The following is a 25664-nucleotide window of genomic DNA, read 5'->3' on the forward strand; positions in this document are numbered from 1 at the left end:
GCCGGAACGGGTGCTCCCGCCCGGTTCCATGCCGCGACTGGGATATATTACAGAGCATGCTTTACTTCAGCGTTCCGCTCGGCAAGCTCGTCCGCCGGGTCTCCCGGCTCAGGGGCGGAGGCTCTGCCCTCCCCGGCCTCGTGGTGGAGAAAATAGACCCGGGATTCATGCAACGGACACTGTCCACACTCCCCCTGGGCGTCGCCGTCGTGAGCGGGACGAACGGCAAGACCACCACCACCAAAATGGTGGTGGAACTGCTGGAGAGCCAGGGCCTGAAGGTTTTTACGAACCGCACCGGCAGCAACTTCACCCGCGGCGTCGCTGCTGCCCTGCTGGGCGACGTGGACTGGCGTGGGCGCCTGGATGCGGACATCGCGGTGCTGGAGCTGGATGAGGCGCATGCCGTGCACTTCGTCAACAGGGTTCCGCCGCGCTACAGCCTGCTGCTGAACGTCCTCCGCGACCAGCTGGACCGTTTCGGCGAGATCGACAAAACCGCGCAGCTCCTGCAGCACATTGCGTCCAAGACCACCGGAACGGTGGTCCTGAACCGCGAGGATCCGCGCGTCGCCCGCATCGCCGACACCCTGGACGGACCCGAGGTCCGGTACTTCGGCCTCGACGATTCCCTCCTGAGCACGTTCCCGAACGACGACGACCTGCGCGCCGGCCCCGGCAGCCCGGTGCCGGCGCTGCCCGCGAAGCCGCACGCCGACGTCGTGCTGCGCCGGGTGGGGACGGATGACGCCGACTTTGAGTACGACGGCGGCACGGTCACCACCGGGATGAAGCTCCGTGGCGTCTACAACATCTTCAACGCCGCGGCCGCCCTGGTCCTGGCGCGCTGCATCGCCGGCAACGGCGCCACGCCGACGGACCACGACGGCCTGCTGAAGGCCCTGTCCCGGGTTGCCCCTGCCTTTGGCCGCGGTGAAAGCCTGGTGGTTGACGGACTGCCGCTGGACCTGGTGCTGGTCAAGAACCCCAGCGGCTTCCGGCTGGGCCTGAAGTCCTTCCCCGCCGGCGGTTACGCCACCATGGTGGCGATTAATGACAACTATGCCGACGGCCGTGACATGTCCTGGCTCTGGGACGTCGAATTCGATTCGCTGCGTGAAGGCGGCGTGGACCAGTTGACCGGTTCCCGGGCTTACGACATGGCACTGCGCCTGCAATACGACGACGTCGCCATCGGCGCCGTCAACCCGGAGATCGCGCCCGCCCTGGCAGCCTTCATCCAGGGCGCGAAAGGTAAACCCAAGCGCATCTTCTGCACTTACACAGCGATGCTGGCCATCCGCCGCGAGCTGTCCAAAATCACCACTGTGGAGGTGGTCTCATGAGCAAGGGAACCATCAGGGTCCTTCAGCTGTACCCCCGTGACATGAACATCTACGGGGACTGGGGCAACGCCCTGGTGCTCCAGCAGCGCCTCCGCTGGCACGGCTACACGCCCGAACTCCTCGAATACAACGTCGGCGATGAGTTCCCGGCCGACGTCGACCTCATCGTGGGAGGCGGCGGCCAGGACAGCGGGCAACTGGTGATCCAGGACGACCTGCTCTCCCGTGAATCGACGCTGAAGGAGTTGGCCGAAACAGACACTCCCATGCTGCTGATCTGCGGGATGTACCAGCTCTTCGGGCGCTTCTTCAAGACCCGCACGGGATCAGTGATTCCCGGCATTGGCGTCCTGGACGTCGAGACGCACGGCACGGACGAACGCCTGATCGGCAATGTCAGCGTGTCTTCTCCCGAGTTCGGCGACATCCTGGGCTACGAAAACCACAGCGGGCAGACCACGCTTGGCCCCGGAGTCCGGCCGCTGGGCGCCACGCCCAAGGGCACGGGCAACAACAGCAAGGACGGCCAGGAAGGTGCCCGCTACCGGAATATCGTGGCGAGCTACCTGCACGGATCGCTCCTGCCGAAGAATCCTGCCATCGCAGACTTCCTGATCCGCACCGCCGTCGAACGCAAATATGGCAGCTTCACCCCGGGTGCGCCGGATGACCACTACGCCACCTTGGCGCGCGAGCACGCCGCGAAGCGTCCCCGCTAGAACCCGTCCCGTTCGCTCGGACGCCCCTCCGGCGCGCGGGCCGCCGGTGACGCTTTGTGACCGGCCGGAGACGGGGCCGTGGGAAACTGGTCCCATGGACACCGCATCCGCCAGCCTCCCGGAACATCTCCGCCGCCACTCCGGCCCGCGTGATCCGGGCGATGCCTGGGTGGAAGGCGCGGCAGGAAAATTCTGGGGCCGCTTCGGCTCCGCCGGGCTCCTGGTCCAGGATCCTGCAAAGGGAATCCTGCTGCAGCACCGCGCCACGTGGAGCCACCACGGCGGAACGTGGGGCCTGCCCGGCGGGGCGCTTCATCAGGGCGAAGACGCCATAGCGGGGGCGCTTCGCGAAGCCCACGAGGAAGCGGCTGTCCCTCCCGGGAACGTCCACGTCCTCTTCACGTCCGTGTTCGACGTCGGGTACTGGTCCTACACCACGGTGGCAGTCCGCGTTCTGGAATCCTTCGAACCGGCCATCAATGATCCCGAGAGCATCGAACTGACATGGGTGCCGGCCGATTCCGTCGAAGAAAGGGAACTCCACCCGGCGTTCGCCACGGCCTGGCCTGAGCTGTGGCGCCGGCTGTCGCAGCACCGCCACTGATTTCCCTGGCTGTTTCTCTGTAGGCGTAGCAACCACCGGAGTACCGCAGCGGACGAAGCCGTTGACATAGGTAGGCACCATGTCAGGAGGCACACCATGGCGGAAGTCAGCAGCGGACCCACCGGAGCCCACGAAACCGTCCCGGCCGAAGACCCGCTGGATTCCTATTCCGCAACCGTCATCCGCGTCGCGGAAACCGTTACCCCGCACGTCGCCGCCGTCGAAATGACCGGCAACGGACGTAACGGCAGATACCGGGCGGGGGCGGGCTCGGCCGTCCTGTTCACCTCGGACGGGTACCTGGTGACCAATGCCCATGTTGTGGGCTCTGCCGGGAAGGGTTTCGTGATCTTTGCCGACGGCACCCGGACGGCCGTAGAAGTGGTGGGTGCCGACCCCCTGTCCGACCTCGCCATCGTGCATGGCAGGGCACCCATGGTCCAGCCTGCCGAGTTCGGCGACGCTGAACGCCTCAAGGTGGGGCAACTGGTCATCGCTGTGGGTAATCCCCTGGGGCTCTCGGGCTCCGTGACGGCGGGAGTGGTCAGCGGCCTGGGCCGCTCCATCCCCGTGTGGTCCGGACGCAACCGCCGCGTGATCGAGGACGTCATCCAGACCGATGCCGCGCTTAACCCCGGGAACTCCGGCGGTGCCCTGGCGGACACCCGGGGCAGGATCGTGGGAATCAACACCGCTGTGGCCGGGGCGGGTCTGGGGCTGGCGGTACCGATCAACGCCACCTCGCGCCGGATCATCGCCTCGCTCCTCTCGGACGGACGGGTCCGGCGCGCCTATCTCGGACTCGTGAACACCCCCGTGCAGCTTCCGGTCGGCTCCGTGGTGCGGACCGGCCACCGTGACGGACTACTGGTGGTGGAGGTCCTTCCCGGATCGCCCGCCGAACGCGCCGGCCTCCGCGCCGGGGACGTGCTCCTAAGCGTTGGCCGGAAGTCTGTCTCGAATGCGGAAAGCCTACAGAAACTGCTCTTCTCGGAGGCGATCGGTGAGCCGCTGGACATTTCAGCGCTGCGTGACGGGGCGGAACTGCGGGTCGTGGCCGTCCCGGAAGAAATGACGGAGAACTAGCCGAAGCCTGCGGCCTTTTTAGGTCCGGCCCTCTGGCGCCGTAACATAGCCGGCGTCGCGCCGCACGAGAATGCTCCCGGGGCTCCAATCCTGCGAATGGCGCACACACGTGACAGGGGCAGGTTGGAAACTGTCCCAGCGACGAGGTTACCGCACCTGCGAAAGTAATAAACCCCTGCATCTGTTCCGCCTCCGGCCATCGCGCTATGGTTGGTGGTGAACAGCCCCTCCAACCACATCGATGTGGGGGACGAGCGCTGTTCCAGCACTACAGGCCGGTCACCGGATCACCGTTACCGGAGCCGGGATTGTGGATATTGGGGTAGGCACGGGGGTGCCCTCATATCGTTATCCGTGCGCTTTAACTTCACTCACCGTGAGGCACGGAGGTTTCCAAATGCGGCAGGGGCTCTGCGCCGCCGCTTTGAATCAGGCCACTGCAAAAATGGGGCATTGCGCCGATTCACGGAACGTATCGCCGCGTAAATTTGGGGCCACTAACCGCAGACAAACGTCCGACTGGAATCTCATATCCGGCGCAGCCACACCATGGCGTGCCGGAACCCACATTGATCCACGGTGGGTGATTCCGCGTGCCCGGACCCTGCGGCCTACACCTGGGAATGAACCACAAGATAGGAAGATCTCATGAAGAGGTCAATGGGATTGCTCGCATCCACCCTGCTGGCTGCAGGACTCAGCATCGGGGGGACGGCAATGGCTGCCGGACCCGCTGCGGCGGATTCCGGGCTGAAGTCCGTCACGATTTCCGCGACGAACTACCAGAGCTACACGGACCACGACAGGGACCGCGACCGCGACAAGAAGCGGGACTGGCGTCACGACCGCAAGTGGTGTGAGCGGCACGGCTACTGGCACCACCACAGGGGTGACAGGGACCACAGGGGCGGCTGGCACTTCCACAGCTATTGTGACGACGACCATCGGCGCGGCCGGCACTAGGCCGCCGGCGGTGATGTGACCGCACGGCAATAGCTGCAGGAGGGGCACCGCTTTCAGGCGATACCCCTCCTGCGCCATCCTTTGTGGCGTTCGCCCCGGCGAAGTCTTCCCGCGCACCCGATCCGATGCCAGAGTCGGTACATGAACACCTGGGACCCTGGAGCTGCCGGAGTCATCAGTTTCCCCTCCGGCCGGCGCATTCGCGGCCGCGCACTGCGTCATCCGCTCCCGCCGGGAGCGGTGCCCGATTTTGCCGTCTACCTGCTCGGGAAACCCCCGGCACCAACAGGATGGGAACAGCGGTGGGTGCGCTGGCCGGACTTCTGGTTGCCGGCAGACAGAACGGACGCCATGGACGCCCTGCGGGAAGCCTGGGTCCGCGCGGCATCTGAGCGCGTCGAGGTCGCCTGCCTGGGCGGCCACGGCAGGACCGGCACGGCACTTGCCTGCCTCGCTGTGATGGACGGCGTCCCGCCAGGGCAGGCGGTGTCCTTCGTGCGGGAACACTACGGGCCGGCGGTGGAGACTCCATGGCAGCATTGGTACGTCAGATACGTTGCCGGCCGGATCAGGTGAGCCTTTCTTCCTGGCAGGGCCGCCACACTTACCTTCCTTCGTCGGAAATGATCAGTTCCCGGGCACCCGCCTCGGCGGCGCCCATCGACTCCACCACGGACTTGGTCCGCAGCCGCGTTGCAGCGTCGGCTTCCGCCCCGGCACACGGCCCCTGCGGCGCGTCGGCCGCCACGGAACACCACCGGTACGGATCGCGGACAATCACTGACGGCACCCAGGCCAGGTCCGTTGCCGTCCATTTTCCGGCCGCGTCCTGGCTGAACTGTGCCCGCACCAGCAAGCCCTCGTTGTTCACCACATACCAGGGCGAGAGTTCCGTAACGCCGTTGCCCAGCCCGTACACAATCCACGTCCCCTTGTAGTTCTCAATGGGAAGCACGGAGTGCGTGTGGTGGCCGTAAACCATGGTGAATTCGCCGCTGTCCACGAGTGCATGGGCAGTGTCCTGCTGCTGGGCGTTGGGGGCGCCGGCATACTCGTCACCCGCATGCATGGCGCCGAGCACGATGTCCGCGCCAAGCGCCCTTGCCTTCTTCGCTTTGGCAATCATGGCCGGAGCGTCCAGCATGTCCACCTGCCAGGTGTGCTCGGGGAACTGCCCGTTGAGGCCGTAGGTGGCTTCGATTACGGCGATGCTGGCGGCTTCCGTCTGCAGGATCAGGATTCCCTGCGACTCCGCCTCGGTCCGGTAGGAACCGGTGTGCTTCAGACCCGCGGCGTCCAGGGCATCGAGGGTCCGGACCAGGCCGGTGGTCCCTTGGTCAATCGTGTGGTTGCTGGCCGTGGTGCAGGCCGCGTAGCCCACGTCTTTTGCCGCCGTGATGATCTGCGGAGGAACATTGAAGGACGGATAGGCCGAGAAAGGCCCGGCCGGGTCCGCAACCGGAGTTTCCTGGTGGCAGACGGCGACGTCGCTCTTCCCGATGTAGGCCCGCTGCCCCTCGAGCAACGGCGTGAAGTCCAGTCCTGGCTTTCCGATGGCCGCTGCGTCGGCCCGGGCCTGGTCCCACAGCTGGGCATGCACCAGCATGTCCCCCGTCACCAGGACGGAAGTGCACCGTACTGCAGGGCAGGGCGGGCCCTTGCCCGGCGTCGGTTCCGGAACGGGGGCCGGTTCCGGGGCGGCAGCCGACGACGCCGGCGCGGAGGCCGCCGTCGTCCGCGGTGAATCGGCGGACCGTTGTCCGTCGCCCTGCTCGGCGAGGACGCCGCACGACGAGAGCGCGAGCAGCACGAGCGCAAGCATCACGACGGCAGCGGCAAACGCCGGGGCGCTGCCTTTGCCGAGCCTGCTCGGTGCCCGTGGACGTAATTCCGGCATGGCGCCATCCTATGGGGGTCAGCGCCGGAAACCCGGCAAAATCACCATTGAGAACCTCCTGATTACATGAAAGGGTTGTTTCATGACTAACCCCCTCCTCACTCCCAGCCCTTTGCCGTTCGGGCTCCCGCCATTTGCAGACATCGAAGAGGCCGATTACGCCGAAGCAGTCCGTTCCGGCCTTGCGGAGCACCTGGCGGAAATCCAGGCAATCGTGGACAACCATGACCCTGCCACCTTCGAAAACACGGCCTTGGCAATGGAACGCTCGGGACAGCTCCTCCAGCGCGCCGCCGCGTCCTTCTTCACCCTGGTTTCGGCCGATGCCACGGACGGTATCCGGGCGCTCGAGACTGAATTGTCCCCGGAGTTTTCCGCCCATCAGGACGCTATTTACATGAACCGGCGGCTGTTCGACCGGTTCGCAGCTGTGGACACCACCGGTCTCGATGACGAATCCGCCAGGCTCGTGGAGGAGTACCTCAAGGAGTTCCGCCAGTCCGGAATCCAACTGGACGACCCGGGGCAGGAGAGGCTCAGGGCCGTCAACGCCGAACTGTCCCGGCTGGGCACCGACTTCGGACAGCGCACCAAGGAAGCGATGAAGACCTCCGCCCTGCTTCTCGATGATCCCGCGGAACTGTCCGGGTTGCCGGCGGACGACATTGCCAGCGCCGCAGAGGCAGCACGGGCGGCCGGGCACGACGGCAAATTCCTGCTGGCGCTCATCCAGCCCAGCAACCAGCCGGCCATGGCATCGCTGGAAAACCGCGACGTCCGCCGCCGCCTCTACCAGGCATCCATTAGCCGCGGAAGCAGCGGCGGCAGCCTCGACGTCCAGGACCTGGTGAAGTCCATGGTGGCGCTCCGTGCGGAGAAAGCACGCCTCCTGGGGTTCGCCAACTACGCCGAGCTCACTGTGGACCGCCAGACGGCCCCCGATTTCGAAGCCGTGCAAACCATGATGAACCGGCTGGCTCCCGCCGCCGTCCGGAATGCCGACGCCGAGGCCGCCGCCCTGGCTGACGTCGCGGGCCAACCGCTGGAGGCCTGGGACTGGGCGTACTATTCGGCGAAAGTGCGTCGCGAGCGGTACAGCGTGGACGAGCAGGCGTTGCGTCCCTATTTCGAGTTGGACCGGGTGCTTCGCGACGGCGTGTTTTTCGCCGCAACATCCCTCTACGGTGTCACTTTTCACGAACGGCCCGACCTCAAGGGCTACCACCCCGACGTCCGGGTCTGGGAAGTCCGCAACGAGGACGGTTCCGAACTGGGCCTGTTCCTGGGCGACTACTACGCCCGGGAGTCCAAGCGCGGCGGGGCCTGGATGAACTCTTTGGTGGACCAGTCCGCGCTCCTCGGGACGCAGCCAGTGGTGATCAACAACCTCAACATCTCCAAACCTCCGGCCGGCGAACCCACACTCCTGACCCTGGACGAGCTTCGGACCACGTTCCACGAGTTCGGCCACGCCCTCCACGGACTGTTTTCCAACGTCACCTTCCCGAGGTTCTCCGGCACAGCCGTTCCGCGGGACTTCGTGGAGTACCCCTCCCAGGTCAACGAAATGTGGATCATGTGGCCCGAGGTCCTGGCCAACTATGCCCGGCACCATGTCACCGGCGAGCCCCTTGCCCAGGAGGTCGTGGACAGGCTCAACGAATCGCAGCTGTGGGGAGAGGGATTCGGCACTACGGAGTATCTGGGCGCCGCTCTGCTGGACCTTGCCTGGCATGTCCTGGACGAATCAGGGGTCCCGGCTGACGTCCTGGCGTTCGAAGCCAAGGCCCTGGCGGCCGCCGGAGTGGCACACACCCTGATTCCCCCTAGATACCGCACCGGATACTTCCAGCACATCTTCGCGGGCGACGGCTACGCGGCGGGCTACTACTCCTATATCTGGAGCGAAGTGCTGGACGCGGACACCGTGGAATGGTTCAAGGAAAACGGCGGACTCAACCGCGCCAACGGAGACTTCTTCCGGAGCGAACTCCTGTCCCGCGGCAACAGCCGTGAACCGCTGGACTCGTTCCGTGCCTTCCGCGGCCGCGACGCTCAGCTGGAGCCGCTGCTGAAGCGCCGCGGGCTGGAGTAGTTCCCCTCCCCTAACGGACGACGGCGGCGGGCCACCTTGGAAGGTGACCCGCCGCCGTCGTACTGCTTTGGGAGCTGTTACCAGCCGCGCTCGGCGAGGCGGTGCGGCTGCGGGATTTCGTCGACGTTGATGCCGACCATCGCTTCGCCCAGGCCGCGGGATGCCTTGGCGATGACGTCCGGGTCATCGAAGAAAGTGGTGGCCTTCACGACGGCGGCCGCGCGCTGGGCCGGGTTGCCGGACTTGAAGATGCCGGAGCCGACGAACACACCGTCAGCGCCAAGCTGCATCATCATTGCAGCATCCGCCGGGGTGGCGATGCCGCCCGCGGTGAACAGGACCACGGGGAGCTTGCCGGCGGCAGCAACTTCCTTGACCAGTTCGTACGGGGCCTGCAGTTCCTTGGCCGCGACGTAGAGCTCGTCCTCGGGCAGGGCGGCAAGCTTGGCGATCTCCGAGCGGATCTGGCGCATGTGGCCTGTGGCGTTGGAGACGTCGCCGGTGCCGGCTTCACCCTTGGAGCGGATCATGGCCGCGCCCTCGTTGATGCGGCGCAGCGCCTCACCCAGGTTGGTGGCACCACAGACGAAGGGAACCTTGAAGTTCCACTTGTCGATGTGGTTGACGTAGTCGGCCGGGGTCAGGACCTCGGACTCGTCGATGTAGTCCACGCCGAGGGACTGCAGGACCTGCGCCTCAACGAAGTGGCCGATCCGGGCCTTGGCCATGACCGGCACGGACACGGCTTCGATGATCTTGTCGATCATGTCCGGGTCCGACATGCGGGACACGCCGCCCTGGGCGCGGATGTCGGCCGGAACGCGTTCCAGCGCCATCACGGCCACGGCACCGGCGTCTTCGGCGATGCGGGCCTGCTCGACGTTGACGACGTCCATGATGACGCCGCCCTTGAGCATCTCTGCCATGCCGCGCTTGACGCGGTTGCTGCCCGTGACGCTGTTGGCGGACGAGCCGGCTTCGCTGCTTACATCAGGTGTAGACACAAAAACCCCTATGGGTAGCTAGATGTTACGTAGATCCGGTCTCTCGGTTCCGGCGCAGGCGGCGGCACAGACGGGAAAGCCACGCCGCACGCACACCGGATTACCGGATCCAATGACCAGGTACAGCTAATACTAGTCGCACGCCGCGACGCTGCTGAATTCGGGTTACCCCTGGTTAGGCCGGCTGCTGCGAAGCCGTTCCGTTGGGCTCCTCGAGCGACTGCCGGTATACGGTGGCGATGCGCTGGACCACAGTCACCAGGCTGGCCGCCGCGAGCAGGACGAGCGTCGCCAGCAGCACCACGCTGGGGAGCCCGATTCCGGTAAATCCCGTCACCACAAGCACCGAAACCAGCCGTTCTGCCCGCTCCGCTATGCCCACGTTGGCGTGGAAGCCCAGAGCCTCGGCCTTGGCCCGCGCGTAGGAGACCACCATGCCAAGCACCAGGCAGACGACGGCGGCCACGGCGATCGCGCGGTCCGCGCCCCCCGTGAAAAACCAGATGGCCAGGCCGGCAAACAGGGCGCCGTCGGCAACCCGGTCAAGGGTGGAATCCAGGAAATTGCCCCAGCGGCCGCCGCGCTCCTGCATCCGCGCCATGATGCCATCGAGGACGTCGGAGAAGATGAAAGCCGTAATGAACAGCGTTCCCCACCACAGCTGTCCCAACGGATAGAAGACCAGCGCACCCACCACCACGCCGGCCGTGCCCACGATGGTGATCGCATCCGGTGAAACGCCGATTTTCAGGAGCCAGCGGGCCAGCGGGGAGAAGAGGGCGGTGAAGAACCCGCGGGCATGCCGGTTAAGCATGCTCGTCCTCGGGCCAGGCCTCCGCGACCTGCTGGCGGACCTCGCCGAGCGTCTGCGTGATCGCTTTGGTCTGGGCGATGATGGGGAAGAAATTGCCGTCGCCGCCCCAGCGGGGAACAACGTGCTGGTGCAGGTGGCCGGCAATCCCGGCCCCGCCCACTACGCCCTGGTTCATCCCGAGATTGAAACCACCGGGATTGGACACCTTGCGCAGGACCCTCATGGAGGTCTGTGTCAGTGCCGCGAACTCCGCGGTTTCCTCCACGGTCAGGTCTGTGTAGTCCGGAACATGGCGGTATGGGCAGATCAGCAGGTGGCCCGGGTTGTAGGGGAAAAGGTTCAGCACCACATAGGCAGTGCGTCCCCGGTAGACAATCAGGGATTCTTCATCATCGCGGGCGGGGGCCACGCAGAACGGGCAGTCATCCTGGTTCTTGAACTGGTGCTGCCCGCCCTTGATGTAGGCCATGCGGTGCGGTGTCCACAGGCGCTGGAAGGCGTCCGGAACTCCGGCCAGACCGAAGTCATCGGTCACACCGCCGTCGTCCGGATAACCCCCGCCAGCGCCTGTGTTCTCCTGCACGTCGCCTGCCATTCCGCGTCTGCTAGCTGGTCCGGTTGCTGACGGCGTGGACAATCCGCTGGACGGCTTCGGCCACCGGCACGCCGTTGTCCTGGCTGCCGTCGCGGAACCGGAAGGACACGGCCCCTGCCTCGGCGTCCTCGCCGCCGGCGATCAGGACGAAGGGAATCTTGTCCTTGCTGGCGGTGCGGATCTTCTTGGGGAAGCGGTCGGAGGAAATGTCCACCTCAGCCCGGATGCCTGCGGCCTTGAGCTGGTCCACGACGTCGAACATGTAGTCGTTGAACGCTTCCGCCACGGGAATGCCCACAACCTGGACAGGTGCCAGCCACGCCGGGAAGGCGCCGGCGTAGTGTTCCGTCAGCACGCCCATGAACCGTTCCACGGAACCGAACAGGGCGCGGTGGATCATGACCGGGCGCTGGCGGGTGCCGTCCGCGGCCTGGAACTCCAGTTCGAAGCGCTCAGGCAGGTTGAAGTCCAGCTGGATCGTCGACATCTGCCAGGTGCGGCCGAGCGCGTCTTTTGCCTGGACGGAGATCTTGGGTCCGTAGAACGCGGCTCCGCCCGGATCCGGAATGAGCTCCAGGCCGGAGGCTTCGGCAACCTCGGCGAGGGTCCGGGTGGCTTCTTCCCAGGTGGCGTCGTCGCCCACGAACTTGTCTTCGTTCTTGGTGGAGAGTTCAAGGTAGAAGTCATCCAGGCCGTAGTCCTTGAGCAGGCCCAGCACGAAGTTCAGCGTGGTGGTGAGCTCGTCCTTCATCTGCTCGCGGGTGCAGTAGATGTGGGCATCGTCCTGTGTCATGCCGCGCACACGGGTCAGGCCGTGCACCACGCCGGACTTTTCGTAGCGGTACACCGAGCCGAATTCGAAGAGCCGCAGGGGCAGTTCACGGTAGGACCGTCCGCGCGACCGGAAGATCAGGTTGTGCATGGGGCAGTTCATCGGCTTCAGGTAGTAGTCCTGGCCGGGCTTTCGCACGCTGCCGTCCTCGTTCAGTTCCGCGTCGATGTGCATCGCCGGGAACATGCCTTCCTTGTACCAGTCCAGGTGGCCTGAGACTTCGTAGAGGTGCCCCTTGGTGATGTGCGGGGTATAGACGAACTCGTACCCGGCATCAACGTGGCGCTGGCGGGAGTAGTCCTCCATGGCCTTGCGGATGATGCCGCCCTTGGGGTGGAACACCGGCAGGCCCGAGCCCAGCTCGTCGGGGAAGGAGAACAGGTCCAGCTCGGCACCGAGTTTGCGGTGGTCGCGGCGTTCGGCCTCGGCGATGCGCTCCTGGTAGGCCTTGAGTGCGTCCTTGGTGGGCCAGGCCGTGCCGTAGATGCGCTGAAGCTGCTGGTTGTTCTGGTTGCCCAGCCAGTACGCGGCCGAGGACCGGGTCAGCGCGAAGGCGTTGGAGATCAGCTTGGTGTTGGGCAGGTGGGGTCCGCGGCACAGGTCGCACCAGACGCTGTCCCCGCTTTTGCGGTCCACGTTGTCGTAGATGGTGATATCTCCGGCGCCCACTTCGACATTGACGCCTTCTCCGGCGTCGGCGGCGTTGTTTTTCTTGCCCAGCAGTTCCAGCTTGTAGGGCTCGTCCTTCATGGCCTCGCGGGCTTCATCCTCGGACACCACGCGGCGGACGAACTTCTGGTTCTGGTTGATGATTTTGAGCATCATCTTTTCCAGGGTCTTCAGGTCTTCCGGGGTGAACGGTTCGGCGACGTCGAAGTCGAAGTAGAACCCGTCCGTGATGTAGGGACCGATGCCGAGCTTGGCGTCAGGACGCAGCTGCTGCACGGCCTGGGCCATGACGTGCGCCGTCGAGTGCCGGAGAACGTTGAGTCCGTCCGGGGAATCGATGGTGACGCCTTCGATCTCCGAACCCTCCGGGAGCGGCTGGTCCAGGTCTTTCAGTTCGCCGTTTACTCGGGCGACTACGACGTCGCGGCGCTCAAAAAAGAGTTCCGCGCCGGTGGTCCCGGTAGTCACCTTGGTCTCTTCGCCGTCGACGATGAGGGTGATCTGCTGGGCATCTGACACGGGTGTCTCCTATTCAAAGTTAAGGCTTCGTAGCTTGTGGCGTACGGGGACCACAGCCAGCCTCGTCCATGCTATCGGTTGGGAGATAGGCCGACCAAAGCGGCGCGTCCGGCCCGGGCGCCTGACCCTTCCGGAGTTGCGGTTCAGCTGCCAAGACCGGTGATGGCCAGGTTGCGGTTGATTCCGTCCAGCGGCCCGTGCACCCGAAGTGCCGGATCCCAGGTGTCAGCAGGTTGCGCTTTCGGGAACGGGAGGGTCCCGGTGCGGCTGAGGTCCCAGGCCATAGTGGCGCTGATGCTGATCCCCCGGGGACCGGTCCTGCGGGTGTTGCCCCGGATCAGGAGCAGCCGGGTGCCGAACAGCAGCGGGCCTGCCAGCTCCTGGGCCTCATGGAAGAACACTGAATCCACGCAGCCGGTGCCGTCGTCGATGCTGATGAACACCACCCGGCGCCCCCCACGCATGGGCGGCGTTTGCGTGGCCACCCGGACCCCGGCCACCAGCACCTCGGTGCCGTTCCTGAGCCCCAGGAGCTTGTCCGCCGTGGTGACGCCCAGCCTGTCGAGCAGGGGGCGGTGGCTGGACATCAGGTGTTCGCTGACATCGACAGCCATCAGGTCAAGCTCTGCCCTGACGTTCTCAACGGTGGTGGGCGCCGGAAGTTCAGCCTTAAGGTTCCTGAGTTCAATATCGCCCAGAGGCAGCGACAGCTGGCCTTCGATGACCTCAATGCCTTTTTTGGAGGGGCGGTTCTGGAGGGTCTGGAGGTGCTGGACGAGGTCTGCCCGGTTGGCGGCTCCTCCGGATTCCCGGTGGAGGGTGTCGAAGGCTCCCAGCTGGGCAAGCCGCTTGATGCTTGGCCTGCTCAGCCTGGAGCGGGCACGCAGGTCAGCAAGCGAATCATAGGGCTGCCCTGCGACGATCCTTTTGAGTTCGGCGCCGGAGAGGCCGTAGATGCCGTTCAGGCTCAGCCGGATACCCAGCTTGCCGCGGTCGGGGCCGGACTCAACCCGTTCCACGCGGTACTCCGCCTGGCTCCTGTTGATGTCCAGGGGCAGGATGGGAATCCCCAGCCGCCGCGCTTCGGACACCAGGAGCCGCTTGGGATACATGCCGGGATCGTGTTCCCACAGACCAGCCAGAAAAGCCTCCGGGTGGTGCGCCTTCAACCAGGCCGACTGATAGGTGGGCACGGCAAAGGCAGCCCCGTGCGCCTTGCAGAAGCCGAAGCTGCCGAAAGCTTTCAGCGTCCCCCAGACCTTGTCCACCACGTCGGGCGTGTAATGCCGCATCCTGGCTTCCTTGCGGAAAAATTCCTCCACCTTCGGCTCCTGGACCTCGTTCCCCAAGGCCCTGCGGAATTCATCAGCGCGGGCGAGCCCGCAGCCGGTCATGACATCGAAGGTCTTCAGAATCTGTTCATGGAAAACAGTCACCCCGTGGGTTTCCTGGAGCACCGGCTTGAGGTCCGGGTGCGGATAGACCTCCGGAGCAAAACCGTGGCGGTGCTCCAGGAACGGCCGCACCATGTCCGATTTCATCGGCCCCGGACGGAACAGTGAAATGTCGATGATGAGGTCGTTGAATTCCCGCGGTGCCAGTTTGCCGATCAGCTCCCGCTGGCCCGGGGATTCGATTTGGAAACAGCCCAGGGTGTGGGTGCTGCGGATCAGTTCGTAGGTTGGTTCGTCATCCAGGGGCACTGCGTTGAGGTCAATATGTCCGTCAGCCGCTATGAAGTCCGGCCCTGTGCCGTCCGGTCCCGTCGGATGGGCGCCGGCGGCCACCACCTCGGCCTTCGACGGGTGCAGCCTTATGACCTCGCGGACGGCGAAGGCCATGGCACTCTGCATCCGGACGCCAAGGACGTCCAGCTTGAGCATCCCCATCGGGTCCATGTCGTGTTTATCGAACTGGCTCATTGGAAGGCCCAGTCCGCTGGGCTGGACAGGTGTCCGGTCCAGCAACGTGGCATCACCAAGAATCACTCCGCAGGGGTGCATTGAAATATGCCTCGGCAGGCGGTCGAGCCTCTCGGTCAGGTCAACGAGCAGGTCGAGCTGCTGGTTTTCCGCGGAATCGCGCTGCTCAACCCGTCCGGCGAACTCCTTCAACTCGGGTTTTTCCACCAGGGCTTCACGGAAATTCCGTGCAGAAAAGCGCCACAGCTGTTTGGCGATTTCGCCGATATCGCCGTCGTCCATGCCCAGTGCAAGACCGGCATCACGGACGGCACCGCGAGCGCGGTAGCCGTTCTGCATGCTCATGAGGGTGACGCGTTCCGCCCCGAAGCGGTCAAAGATCCGACGGTAGACATTGTGCCGCTCTGCGCTTTCGACGTCGATGTCGATGTCAGGAAGGGTCGCCCTGTCGCGGGAAAGGAACCGCTCGAAGATGAGGTCGTGCTGCAGGGGGTTCACCTGGCTGATATCGATCAGGTAGTTCACCAGGCTGGAGGCACCGGAGCCCCTGGCCGCAGCCCTGACCCCCATGTCCAGGATCATCCGGGAAACCTCTGCGACAGTGAGGAAGTAGGAAGCGAAGCCAAGGTTGGCGATGATCCGCAGTTCATGGTCCAGCCGTGCCCGCATTTCCGCCTCGGCCCGGCCCGAAATGCCAGGGAACCGCCGGCTGATGCCAGCCTCGCAGCGCCGCGTCAACTCCGCCAGCGGCTCTCCCTCGATCCCGATGACCGATGCTTCAGGAACAACCGGCTGCTTCCATCCCAAGTCCGTGACGGGGTCCATCCGGCAACGGTCCGCGAGCGCCTCCGTCTGGCCCAACAGCGTGGTGAGGTCGGTGGTGCCGTAGCCCGCGGCATGAATGATCTCTTTGGCAAGCTCGAGCATTTGGGCGGATGACTTCAGCCACCCCCGGCCGTTGGGCTGAAGCAGCGGTTCGGCGGTCAGTTCGGGCAGCGATTTCAGGGTACGGGCTGAGTCCAGCACATCTGCCGTAGCTGCGCCGTCCTCCGCGCAATAGCGGACTGCGTTCGTCAGTACGGCAGGAACGCCGTGCTCAGCGGCGAGCTTGAGCATACGCACCGCATGCGCTGTGCTCAGCGGCTCACCGGGGGCACTGAGGTGTGACACCACTTCGGCTGCCACAGTTCCCTTCGGCATGCTGTCCAGCCATTGCTTGAAGAGTGTGCGGGGGCGGAGGTACCTGCGTCCGCCCATTGCCCTGCCGACGTCGGAATCAGGTCCCACCAGCACCGTCAGCACCGGCTCGAGTGTTTCCGGATGCAGCGCCCTGGAGGCAATTTCGGCGCGGGTCACAGCGACGGGCACCGCTCCCCCGGCTTTGCCGGACGTGCGGGCATGGGCATCTGAGATCAACCGGCAAAGGGCGCGGTAGCCGGCACCGTTGTTGTGTCCGTGGGCGAGTACGACGACGCGGCCCGCGAGCTGGGTGCGGAGGTCGCCGTCGTCGTCAAAGACCGCCAGGTCAACCCCGACGACGGGATCCAGGCCCGCTGCCATACAGGCCTTAAGGTGCTTGACGGTGCCGTACAGCCCGTCCCTGTCGGTGCAGGCCAGTGCCGTGGCGCCGTCCGCCGCGGCAGCCTGGGCGAGGTCGTCCGGCCAGGAGACACCATAGTGGGCGCTGAAGGCAGTGGATACGTGGAGATGGGTGAAGCTCATGCTGACTGCGGCCTCAGCGCATCGTGGATTCGCAGCAGCCTCCAGCGCCCGCTGCCGATGTTCCTTGTCAGGTCCAGGGTGAGGGTCTCATCCTGTTGCGATACCTCCTTGGCATCTGCGGGCTTGGCATCTGCGGGCCGGACCTGGACGCGCCAGATCTCATGGTCAACCAGTCCCGGGCCGGTTCCGAGCGGTGCCCGGGTTTCCTCAACCCACCACTGCCGGCGCTCGTACCAGTGCACTGGCTCGGCGCAGACCGTGTAGTGCCGCCCTGACCACGTGAGTTCGGACGGCTGGCCCGCGGGCGTGCAGACGACGTCGACACCCTCGCTAAACAAGCCCATCGGCGCCTCCCGGAACTGCACTCCCCTTCCCGCAACGGGCGATCGCACCGCCGGCAGGGAGAAACCTGAAATGATTCGTTGTGAAATCATTCCTTCGAACATATCTTCGAATAACTCAAGTCTACGCCGGAGGCCGGACAAAACCTACACTCACGTTTCCGGCCACAGCGGCGAGGGCCCCTCGTCCGATGGCCCGCCATCCCATCGGCCCGGCTCACCGCGGCGGAGCGCGAGGCTTTCGATCGCACCCACGATTTCGGGCGGGAGATAATGGCTTCCGCGGTCCGAGCGTGGCTGGCGGCCCAAGGCCGCGACCGAGCCACCGGCGGAATCCTGCTGTCCACCGTCGCAGCGTGCGGAGGGGATTCCGCCCTGCCGGAGATCCTGGCGAGGGGAACACCGTCGTCGAGGTGCTGCCGGAGCGCACGGTCTTCGGCCGACAGTCGATGCTTCATGACTGGCGATCTTCGGCCGCCTGCCGGTGGCGGTAGAGCGTCGCGCGGCTCCAGCCAATTTGACGGGCAGCAACCTCCGCGATGCGTCCCTTCGCGCGTGCGCCCTGGGCGATCGCGAGCCTGTCGGCGATGACCAGCGGATCAGACAAGGACCTGCCGAAGCGGGTGCCGCCCTGGCGCGCCGCGGCGATGCCCGCGTTCACGCATTCACGCGTTCGAGGAGCAAGCCTTGGCCATTGTGTGGGTCTTTTGACGCCCCGTACAGACTCTTCACCCCGCTGGCGGCGCCGTTGATGAGCCGGCCGCCGGGGCCGATGACTGCGGTTGAGAGGAGTGCTTCTGCGACGGCGTCGCCGCAGGAGCCTGTACCGACGTTGCAGGTGCTGTGGGCCTGGATGGCTTTGGTGCCGGCGTGGACTGCTCCTGCGGCGATGGAAATACCGCCGAAGACGGCTGCCACCGGGGCGCCGACACCCGTGGCAGCTGCCACAATGGCGAGCACCCCGGCGACGTCGGAGACGATGCCACTGACGTTCTGGATCCCGCCGAGGGCTTCGTCCCAGGAGAACAAGCCGGTGATGTCGATGTAGCGGAGCCACATGGCACTGCCGACACCCTGCCGCCTCGGGGATCCCCGGCCTAGAGGAACGCAGCAAGAGCAGACCGGCTCGAACATAACTTCGAATCCGCGCAGCCCGCGAAGGACCGGACAAAACCCGAATCAGGGGTGGACGGACGGGGGCGCAGGGAGCAGGATTGAGCCATGAGCTCCCATGACGCATTCCTGAAGCACGTAGCCATCGCCGCCAAGGACTCCACCTTGGTGGCGACTTTTGATATAGACGGCAACATCCCCGGGGCGGGCGCCTACGTGGTGGGCCTCGTTGCCGCCACACCGGATCATTCCCATCAACGAAGAATGGGAATCGAGTTCATGAACGGCGAGGCCGTGTCCTTCTATTGCTTCAGCCACGACGGCACTGAAGAAAACTTCGACCTCAGCGGCGTGACGCATTCGGGCAACACCATTACCGGCAATTTCCCCCTGAGCACCGTCCTGGGCCTCGAGAAGGGTCACCTGATGACCGCTTTCAGCGACGCCGACGGCAGGGAATACCAGGCCAACGTTCCCGTGGAGGAATCCCTCTAAGCTGCGCCCGCCGGGCGAACGCAGCTAACTGCTGAGCCCCTAGTTGCTGGCGTTGTGCACTTTCATCTCAAGCTCGATGAAAGCCGTGATCATTGCACGGTAGGTCTTCTCCACGATGTCCGGGTCAATGTCTTTTTTCTCGGCCGCGGCACGGACGTGTTCAATGACCTTCTCCACCCGGCCGGGAGCCCGGACCTCCGCGTCATCACCCTTTAGGGTTCCGGAAATCCGGATCAGGCGTTCGCGGCGGGCAATCAGGGTGACAATCTGCTCATCAACTTCATCGACGGCCACCCGGACAGCAGCGAGCTGCTCCCTGTCGGCCTGGGCGTCTTTGTCGTGTCCGTGATTTGTGGGCATGTGCATGACAGTATCTAAGAATGCAGCCTCGAGTCGACTTCATTTCACTGGGCGTCCGCAGTGTTGACGCCTCCCGCGCCTTTTACGTCAACGGCCTCGGCTGGCCGGTGAACCGGGAAGCCCCCGGAGAAGTGGTGTTCATCCAGGCCAATCACGGCCTCATCCTCTCCCTCTGGGATGCCGGCCAGATGCAGGCGGAGGCGTCCGTGGACAGACCTGCCGGTGTCCCCTGCATCACGCTGAGCCACAACGTGGGCAGCGCAGCTGACGTCGACCGGGTCCTGGCCGATGCCGAGGCCGCCGGGGCCACCGTGGTGTCTTCGCCGAAGACCCAACCATGGGGCGGCTACACCGGGTACTTCGCGGATCCGGACGGTTTCCGCTGGGAAATCGCTTTCAATCCCACGTGGACGGTGGACGCCGCCGGCAAGGTCACCGTCTGAAAGCCTGCTAGAACAGGCTTCCCACCGGCTCAATGAGTTCCGGCGAGTCATTCTTCACGTTTCCGACGGCGGTACCAACAGCATCGATGGTCCAGCTTTGTGCGACGTCGTGCGCACCTGCCCTGACCAGGTCCACCAGGCCGGCGGCATCATCCGCCTGGGGGTCCAGCCACGCCTGCATGGTCTGCCTGTCCATGGGCAGGGGAACCCTGTCGTGCAGGGCGGTGAGTTCAGCAAGCACTCCCCCGGCGTAGCCCTCCGGCGGCGAGTCCGTGGTCATGATGGACGTGGACAGCATCCAACGGTGCGGGTCCCCTTCGGGCTTGGACGGGTCCTTCCACCATTCATACAGACCGGCGAAAACCAGGGGCCGGCCGTCCTTCGGGTGCACGTAGTAGGGCTGTTTGCTCCGCCCCTCGCCCTTCCATTCGTAGTAGCCGTCCGCCGGAACGGCGCAGCGCCTGGATTTGGTTGCCTTGCGGAACGCAGGCTTCTCCAGGACGCTCTCGCTCCGGGCATTGATCATCTTGGAGCCGATGGAAAGGTCCTTGGCCCAGGACGGCACGAGTCCCCAGCGGGCCACGTGCAGTTGCCGGACCGGGCTGCCGTCCACCAGGCGCTCCAGCAGGATGGGCACGTCAGCGGTCGGGGCAACATTCCACGACGGCGGAACCACCAGCTCCTCTTCCAGTTCCGCGTCAAACTCTGCCAGCAGGTCTCCGACTGCCCTGGCCATCACGTAGCGTCCGCACATGGCACCAGCATGCCACCGCCCGCAGGCGGTGTCACCCGGCGTCACCCGGGCATGGCAACGGCCTCCCGGATCCGGGGAATACCCGCCACCGGGTTACCGTTGAGGGAAAAGACATCTGCTTTGATAACGACGAGCAATAACGAGCTTGAGGAGAACTCCGTGGATTTCACTCCCGATTCCGGCACCATCACCATGTTTTCGACCACCTGGTGCGGCTACTGCAACCGGCTGAAGAAGCAGCTGGACGCCCAGGGCATCGGCTACACCGAGATCAACATCGAAGAAGTCGAAGGCACGGCCGACCTCGTAGAGCAGCTCAACGGAGGCAACCGCACGGTCCCCACCGTGCTCTTCCCGGACGGCACCGCCGCCACCAACCCGTCAGCAGCTGAAGTAAAGAGCCGGCTCGCGGCCTAAGGCTCTCCCTTGACGGCAAGAAGGCCGGGCACCTGTGGTGCCTGGCCTTCTGCTTGTCCGCCCGCACTTCGCGACGCCCGAACAGCTATGCCCTCAGGCTGGCAAAATCGGCGTAGTCCACCGGCGCATATCCGGCGTAGGTGTTGATAACCGCCGCTTCGATGGCCGCAACGTCCAGTCCGGGGACGAGGTCGTCGACGGCGCCGGCGGTGGCCGGATCCCAGTCCAACCCGAGGGCTGCGTAGCTGGCTTCCAGGACTTTGCGGATCGGCGCCGAGTTCTCCACCACGATGACCGAACTGAAAAGCCAGCCGCCGGACACCACCCGCTGGGCTGTTCCGATCAGTTTGACCCTGTGCTGCGGATCTGCCCGGTCCAGGCCGTGGACGCTGAACTCCCCCGGGCAGTACTCGCCCGGGATTTCACCGACGGCGGCGTGGACGCCGGCGCTTCGAAGGGCATCCGCCAGCATCCCGCCGAAAAACGCGAAGCGCCCCTTGGCGCCGGCGATGGCGTCGGCATGCGGCTCCACGTGATCGACGATCAGCGTCCCCTCGTGGTAGGCCGCGGCCCGGCCGCCGGCTTTCCGGACCAGCGGCTCAAAACCGAGGTCCCGGCAGGCCTGGGCTGCTGCCTCAAAGCCGGGAAGGTGCGCGTCGCGCTGGCCGAAGGCCACTGTGGGGGCCGGGCGGTACAGCCTGAGCGTCGGGCCGATCCGGCCGGTCTTGGCCATGCCCAGCAGCTCAATGCCGAATTCCAGGTCGCGCGCCGCACCCATCGACTCCTCCTGCCGGACAATGGTCAGCGTGGCTGGTGCGCCGGCCGCGTGCTGCATCTTGCTAAGCTCCCTTATGGTCATTCTGCAATTCCTGGTGGTTGCCGCCGCGTTCGCCGTCATCGATTCCATCTGGCTCAAGACGATGAACCCCTTTTACCGCGGGCAGATTGGTGAACTGCTGGCCGACCGGCCCAATCTAGGGTACGCGGTGGTGTTCTACGTGATCTACATTGCCGGCATTGTGTTCTTTGCCCTGCGCCCCACGCTCGACGGCGGAAGCTGGCTCAGCGCAGTGGGCTACGGTGCCGCCCTCGGCGCCTTCGCCTACGCCACCTATGACCTCACCAACGCCGCGACGCTGAAAACGTGGCCGCTGCAGCTGATCGTCGTGGACATCCTGTGGGGCGCAGCTTTGACGGCCCTTGCCACACTGGCAGGCTGGCTGGTGTTCCACAAAAACTGAAGGGAACCGACGCCCAGCTCAACTCCAACTACGTCCTGCGGAGGGTGAGGATCTGCTCCGCGCGGCCGAAGGGCCCGGCGACGTCGTGGAGGACCGTTGACGTCAGCCCGATGCCGTCCGCGCCGAAGGAGACGGCGTTATCCAGGCCCAGCCAGTCGCCGGCCGGTTTCCGGTACATGTGGATCTGCAGGTCCAGGTTGGGGAAGGCGTAGCTGCCCTTGCCCGGGGGCACACGGGCGGCGATGCCGTTGGCAGTGTCCACCAGTCCCATCAGCCGTGCGACATCGCCGCTGTCGTCCTTGTCCGTCAACGGGTGTGCGGTACGGATCCATACCGTCCCGGAGCCTGGGCGGTGCCCGTCCGCAACACGCATTTCCAGTGACCGGATGTACCCTCCGGGCCACACGCTGGCACCGTCGTACGGTGAGCACGCCTCCGGTCCGGGAATGCGGGTGTCTTCCACTGCGGCGACGGCCGATGTGTCGGACATGATCATCCGCCACGCGGTGGCACGGATGGCCACCCGCCCCCCGGCCACGAGTTCGGCCTGGAGCAGTTCGATGGTACGTCCGGGACGCAGGGTCGTGGTGACCACCTCGAATTCGCCCCCAGGGATCAGCCCCAGGATCTCGTAGCTCAGGCGCGCCATCCGGACATCACTCCGCGGTTCGTGCCGCTCCAGGCAATCAGCCATGAGTCCGGAGGCGGGCGCCATGTGCTGCTCATGCTCGTTCCAGGCACCCTGGGCATGAATGGTCGAACGGAACCGTCCGCCGCCGAGTGATTCGTAGTAGAACCCGCCCTCGGCAAGTTCCGTAAGTGCAGCAGTCAACGTCGACCCTTTCGCATGGCTGGTGATAATCCCAGAACACCCTATCGCCTGCCGGCCCGCAGCCCGCCGTTATCCTCACAGCTTCCTCATATCAAGGCCCCATGGCCGGCATAAGTCCGGCGCCTAGAAATGAGGGCATGACTCCTCTCCAGAACAAACACCGCAAGGGCGGCCGGGTACGCCGTGCCATCGTCGCCGGGGGCTGTTGCCCTGACGCTGACAGCCGGAGGGGCCACCGCCTGGGCGCTGGACCGCTTTGTGGTCCAGCACGTGGAAATCTCGGATGTCTCCGCCTACCAGGCAAGCCAGGCCGGGACAACGGCAGGCAGCACCAGCGACACCACCAGCGACTCAAGCAGCACCACCACAGCCGTCATCACGGACACGTCCTACATCTCGGACAGCTCCAACATCAATATCTCCACGGTAACCACCGGCAGCGGCGACAGCACCGTCACCTACTACGTTGCCGACGTCGTCCTCCACCGGCACGTCCATCACCGGCGCCTCCAACTCAAACTCTGGAACATCAGCGGCTGCCGGGACGGCAGAGGCCATCTCGCTGGACACCCTCGCCGCGGACACCCACTACGACGCTGACGACCTCACCTGGGATACCGCGTCCGAAGTAGCCGTGACCCTGGCGGACGGTGACAGCAGCGTTGCCGCCGGAACGTCGTCGGACGCGGTAAAGGTCGACGGCGACACCGTCACCATCAGCGCCGCCGGAACCTACCGCGTGAGCGGATCCCTCTCGGACGGGCAGGTGGTGGTTGCCGCCGGCGAGGAGGACGTGGTCCGCATCATCCTTGACGGGGCCGACGTGACCAGTTCCACCGGATCCCCGTTCGTGGCGCAGAGCGCCAACGAAGCAATCGTCTTCCTGGCGGACGGCACCTCCAACTCCCTGAGCGACGCGTCCACCTACTCGGACACCCCGAGGAAGCTCCGAACGCGGCCCTGTACTCCCAGGCCGACCTCACCATCGCCGGCACCGGCTCGCTGGCAGTGGACGGCAACTACAACGACGGCATCTCCTCCAAGGACGGGCTGGTGCTGGCCGCCGGCAATGTCACCGTGGACGCCACGGACGACGGCATCGTAGGCAAGGACTACGCCGTCCTCCTCGACGGCGCCTACCAGGTGACTGCCGGCGACGACGGCTTCAAGTCCGACAACGAGGAGGACGAAGGCCGCGGCTGGGTGCTCATCAACGGCGGCACCCTCAACGTCAGCGCCGGCGACGACGGCATCAAGGCCTTCAACACGCTCACCATCGCCGCCGGCACCGCCACGGTGGAAGAATCCGAAGAGGGCCTGGAAGCCCAGCACATTGTGATCTCCGGCGGTACCGCCAGCGTCACATCCAACGACGACGGCGTCAACGCCTCCGGGGGCAGCACCGGAACCAGCTCCCAGGGCGTAGGCATGGGCGGCGGTATGGGAGGCAGTATGGGCGGCGGCGAGATGGCAGCGGGCGACTACACGATGGAAATCAGCGGCGGCTCGCTCACCATCAATTCGCAAGGTGACGGGCTGGACTCCAACGGCGATGCCACGATCACCGGCGGAACGGTGGTGGTCAACGGCCCCACCAATGACGGCAACGGCGCCCTGGACGTCAACGGCGAACTCGTGGTCAACGGGGGAACCGTGGCAGCAGCGGGCAGCACCGGCATGGCGGTGACGCCCGGCACCTCCTCATCCCAGTCCGGGGTCCAGCTGACGTTCGGCTCAACCCTGCCCGCCGGCACCGCCATCCAGCTGGCTGATTCCAGCGGTGCCGTGGTGGCCACGTTCGTGACGGCCAAGCAGGCGGCGTCGCTGGTGTTCTCCTCGGCAGTCATCACCGCCGGCGAGGAATACACCGTGTACACCGGCGGCGCCGCCCAGGTCACCGCCGGCATCGGCGAGGGAACGCTCGACGGCGCCCAGGAGCAGGGAACCGTCACGGCCGGCGAGTACACGGCGGCACGCGGTCCCGGCGGCCGCTAGCTTGGCCCTCGGCAGGCCGGGCCGGATCGTCCGGGCCACGGGAGGCGGGGCGGCCACACGGCTGCTCCGCCTTTCCGTTCCGTCTTTCTGTGCCGTCTTTCTGTGCCGTCTTATGTGCTGAGTAACTTTGACTGAGTAGACTCAGGAACTGGTTCTCCTTACTACGCTCGGAAGAGGTATTCCCCTGATACGAGTCATCAGCTACAACCTTCGCAAGCACGCGGCAAGCGGCGAACTGCTCGATCTGGCCAACGACTTCGGGATAGATGCCTTGTGCCTGCAGGAGTGCGACACCTCCGATCTACCGGACACACTCGGGCCCCTGCACCTGGCCGATTCGACCAAAGGCAACAGGCTGGGGCTTGCCATCTACTACCGGATGGACCGCTTCACGGCGTTCGAAACCAACACCTTCGCGTTGAAGAAGTCATTGCACGACAGGGTCCTGGCCCCGGCCCACGAACGTCTGATCGGCACGCGGGTGGTGGACAACGAAACAGACCACGAGTTGGTGATCGCCTCATTTCATGCGGCGCCCCTGACAGCCTCCAATTCGCTGCGCCGCAAACAGATCAAGGCCGCCCATGCAGAGCTCCTCGGGATGGGCAGCGGACTCATGACGCTTATGGTGGGTGACTTCAACTACCCGTTCTTCACCAAGAACCTCACTGAACACATGAAGAATTCCGGGTATGAACTCTCCCTCAGTGACCGGCGGACCTATACGAGGTACAAGATGTTCAAGGGGCATTTCGATTTTGCCACCTCCCTCGGACTGGACATCGAGAGTGTGGAAACCCTGCCACGCGGCGCCTCGGACCACCTGCCCATTCTGGTCTCCGCCGAATACGGCGAGGATTACGGTCCCATTCAGGGAACGCCGTAA

General features: G+C 65.2%; 26 protein-coding genes and 2 pseudogenes. 15 read left to right on the forward strand and 13 right to left on the reverse strand.

Features of this window, described 5'->3' with window-relative positions:
* Positions 1–56: 56 nt before the first annotated feature.
* The 6 genes from Q8Z05_RS19660 (at position 57) to Q8Z05_RS19685 (ending at position 5294) form a co-directional block, all read left to right on the forward strand.
* Positions 57–1346, forward strand: a complete 1290-nt coding sequence (locus Q8Z05_RS19660) for a Mur ligase family protein (RefSeq protein ID WP_305941223.1) — start codon at positions 57–59, stop codon at positions 1344–1346.
* On the forward strand, positions 1343–2065 hold the full coding sequence (locus tag Q8Z05_RS19665) for a type 1 glutamine amidotransferase (RefSeq protein WP_305941224.1): 723 nt from the start codon (positions 1343–1345) through the stop codon (positions 2063–2065). Before Q8Z05_RS19660 ends, Q8Z05_RS19665 begins: the two co-directional genes overlap by 4 nt.
* Positions 2066–2159: 94 nt before the next feature.
* Complete coding sequence (locus Q8Z05_RS19670; protein ID WP_305941225.1) at positions 2160–2669, forward strand: NUDIX domain-containing protein; 510 nt, start codon at positions 2160–2162, stop codon at positions 2667–2669.
* Between the two features lie 96 nt (positions 2670–2765).
* Entirely contained in the window at positions 2766–3755 is a 990-nt protein-coding gene (locus tag Q8Z05_RS19675) for a S1C family serine protease (RefSeq protein ID WP_305941226.1), read from the forward strand.
* 648 nt (positions 3756–4403) lie between these two features.
* Positions 4404–4718 (forward strand): hypothetical protein, encoded by a 315-nt coding sequence (locus Q8Z05_RS19680; protein ID WP_305941227.1) that lies wholly within the window; start codon positions 4404–4406, stop codon positions 4716–4718.
* 141 nt (positions 4719–4859) lie between these two features.
* Entirely contained in the window at positions 4860–5294 is a 435-nt protein-coding gene (locus Q8Z05_RS19685; protein WP_305941228.1) for a protein-tyrosine phosphatase family protein, read from the forward strand.
* Between the two features lie 28 nt (positions 5295–5322).
* On the opposite strand, the gene Q8Z05_RS19690 is transcribed toward Q8Z05_RS19685, so the two are convergent.
* Entirely contained in the window at positions 5323–6540 is a 1218-nt protein-coding gene (locus Q8Z05_RS19690; RefSeq protein ID WP_305943637.1) for a CapA family protein, read from the reverse strand.
* Between the two features lie 157 nt (positions 6541–6697).
* On the opposite strand from Q8Z05_RS19690, the gene Q8Z05_RS19695 reads away from it, so the two are divergent.
* A complete protein-coding gene (locus Q8Z05_RS19695; protein ID WP_305941229.1) occupies positions 6698–8710 on the forward strand; it encodes a M3 family metallopeptidase in 2013 nt (670 codons plus the stop codon).
* A gap of 77 nt (positions 8711–8787) precedes the next feature.
* Here the strand turns inward: Q8Z05_RS19695 and pdxS are convergent, their stop codons facing one another.
* The 8 genes and pseudogenes from pdxS to Q8Z05_RS19735 form a co-directional block, all read right to left on the reverse strand.
* Positions 8788–9714 (reverse strand): pyridoxal 5'-phosphate synthase lyase subunit PdxS, encoded by a 927-nt coding sequence (pdxS, locus tag Q8Z05_RS19700; protein ID WP_011692158.1) that lies wholly within the window; start codon positions 9712–9714, stop codon positions 8788–8790.
* A 175-nt stretch (positions 9715–9889) separates the two neighbouring features.
* Positions 9890–10528, reverse strand: a complete 639-nt coding sequence (gene pgsA / locus Q8Z05_RS19705; protein ID WP_305941230.1) for a phosphatidylinositol phosphate synthase — start codon at positions 10526–10528, stop codon at positions 9890–9892.
* Positions 10521–11111, reverse strand: coding sequence for an HIT family protein (locus Q8Z05_RS19710; RefSeq protein ID WP_305941231.1), 591 nt, complete (start codon positions 11109–11111; stop codon positions 10521–10523). Before Q8Z05_RS19710 ends, pgsA begins: the two co-directional genes overlap by 8 nt.
* A gap of 22 nt (positions 11112–11133) precedes the next feature.
* Positions 11134–13143 carry a threonine--tRNA ligase gene (gene thrS / locus Q8Z05_RS19715; RefSeq protein WP_305941232.1) on the reverse strand — a complete coding sequence of 670 codons (2010 nt, stop codon included), beginning with the start codon at positions 13141–13143 and terminating at the stop codon, positions 11134–11136.
* A 143-nt stretch (positions 13144–13286) separates the two neighbouring features.
* Positions 13287–16787 (reverse strand): DNA polymerase III subunit alpha, encoded by a 3501-nt coding sequence (locus tag Q8Z05_RS19720; protein WP_305941233.1) that lies wholly within the window; start codon positions 16785–16787, stop codon positions 13287–13289.
* The gene (locus Q8Z05_RS19725; RefSeq protein WP_305941234.1) at positions 16784–17131 is read right to left on the reverse strand and encodes a DUF6504 family protein; all 348 of its coding nucleotides are present in this window, start codon (positions 17129–17131) and stop codon (positions 16784–16786) included. The genes Q8Z05_RS19720 and Q8Z05_RS19725 overlap by 4 nt, the downstream gene beginning before the upstream one ends.
* A 451-nt stretch (positions 17132–17582) precedes the next feature.
* A pseudogene (locus Q8Z05_RS19730) lies at positions 17583–17795 on the reverse strand (recombinase family protein); the annotation flags it as partial.
* The gene (locus Q8Z05_RS19735; protein ID WP_305941236.1) at positions 17786–18187 is read right to left on the reverse strand and encodes a hypothetical protein; all 402 of its coding nucleotides are present in this window, start codon (positions 18185–18187) and stop codon (positions 17786–17788) included. The gene Q8Z05_RS19735 and the pseudogene Q8Z05_RS19730, both read right to left, overlap by 10 nt.
* Positions 18188–18349: 162 nt before the next feature.
* On the opposite strand from Q8Z05_RS19735, the gene Q8Z05_RS19740 reads away from it, so the two are divergent.
* The gene (locus Q8Z05_RS19740) at positions 18350–18736 is read left to right on the forward strand and encodes a hypothetical protein (RefSeq protein ID WP_305941237.1); all 387 of its coding nucleotides are present in this window, start codon (positions 18350–18352) and stop codon (positions 18734–18736) included.
* Positions 18737–18775: 39 nt separating this feature from the next.
* Here the strand turns inward: Q8Z05_RS19740 and Q8Z05_RS19745 are convergent, their stop codons facing one another.
* Complete coding sequence (locus tag Q8Z05_RS19745) at positions 18776–19102, reverse strand: chorismate mutase (protein WP_305941238.1); 327 nt, start codon at positions 19100–19102, stop codon at positions 18776–18778.
* Positions 19103–19116: 14 nt separating this feature from the next.
* On the opposite strand from Q8Z05_RS19745, the gene Q8Z05_RS19750 reads away from it, so the two are divergent.
* A complete protein-coding gene (locus tag Q8Z05_RS19750; protein WP_305941239.1) occupies positions 19117–19539 on the forward strand; it encodes a VOC family protein in 423 nt (140 codons plus the stop codon).
* A gap of 7 nt (positions 19540–19546) precedes the next feature.
* Here Q8Z05_RS19750 and Q8Z05_RS19755 read toward each other — a convergent pair whose 3' ends face one another.
* The gene (locus Q8Z05_RS19755) at positions 19547–20275 is read right to left on the reverse strand and encodes an SOS response-associated peptidase (RefSeq protein WP_305943638.1); all 729 of its coding nucleotides are present in this window, start codon (positions 20273–20275) and stop codon (positions 19547–19549) included.
* Positions 20276–20452: 177 nt separating this feature from the next.
* Here Q8Z05_RS19755 and Q8Z05_RS19760 point away from each other — a divergent pair, with 177 nt between their 5' ends.
* Positions 20453–20710 (forward strand): mycoredoxin, encoded by a 258-nt coding sequence (locus Q8Z05_RS19760; protein WP_090953515.1) that lies wholly within the window; start codon positions 20453–20455, stop codon positions 20708–20710.
* Between the two features lie 85 nt (positions 20711–20795).
* On the opposite strand, the gene Q8Z05_RS19765 is transcribed toward Q8Z05_RS19760, so the two are convergent.
* On the reverse strand, positions 20796–21545 hold the full coding sequence (locus tag Q8Z05_RS19765; RefSeq protein WP_371745987.1) for a lipoate--protein ligase family protein: 750 nt from the start codon (positions 21543–21545) through the stop codon (positions 20796–20798).
* A 16-nt stretch (positions 21546–21561) separates the two neighbouring features.
* Between Q8Z05_RS19765 and Q8Z05_RS19770 the strand changes: the two genes are divergently transcribed.
* A complete protein-coding gene (locus Q8Z05_RS19770) occupies positions 21562–21951 on the forward strand; it encodes a DUF2177 family protein (RefSeq protein WP_305941241.1) in 390 nt (129 codons plus the stop codon).
* A gap of 28 nt (positions 21952–21979) precedes the next feature.
* Here Q8Z05_RS19770 and Q8Z05_RS19775 read toward each other — a convergent pair whose 3' ends face one another.
* Positions 21980–22783, reverse strand: a complete 804-nt coding sequence (locus Q8Z05_RS19775; protein WP_305941242.1) for a thioesterase family protein — start codon at positions 22781–22783, stop codon at positions 21980–21982.
* A 183-nt stretch (positions 22784–22966) separates the two neighbouring features.
* On the opposite strand from Q8Z05_RS19775, the gene Q8Z05_RS19780 reads away from it, so the two are divergent.
* The 4 genes and pseudogenes from Q8Z05_RS19780 to Q8Z05_RS19795 all read left to right on the forward strand — a co-directional run bounded on the left by Q8Z05_RS19780 (position 22967) and on the right by Q8Z05_RS19795 (position 25664).
* A complete protein-coding gene (locus Q8Z05_RS19780) occupies positions 22967–23383 on the forward strand; it encodes a hypothetical protein (protein WP_305941243.1) in 417 nt (138 codons plus the stop codon).
* Between the two features lie 139 nt (positions 23384–23522).
* Positions 23523–23657, forward strand: a pseudogene (locus Q8Z05_RS19785) (carbohydrate-binding domain-containing protein); the annotation flags it as partial.
* A gap of 110 nt (positions 23658–23767) precedes the next feature.
* On the forward strand, positions 23768–24778 hold the full coding sequence (locus Q8Z05_RS19790; RefSeq protein ID WP_305943639.1) for a carbohydrate-binding domain-containing protein: 1011 nt from the start codon (positions 23768–23770) through the stop codon (positions 24776–24778).
* A gap of 187 nt (positions 24779–24965) precedes the next feature.
* Positions 24966–25664: an endonuclease/exonuclease/phosphatase family protein gene (locus Q8Z05_RS19795; RefSeq protein WP_305943640.1), complete on the forward strand. Its 699-nt coding sequence runs from the start codon at positions 24966–24968 to the stop codon at positions 25662–25664.

The organism is Arthrobacter oryzae, assembly GCF_030718995.1.
In the GTDB taxonomy this organism is placed as follows: Bacteria; Actinomycetota; Actinomycetes; order Actinomycetales; family Micrococcaceae; genus Arthrobacter; species Arthrobacter oryzae_C.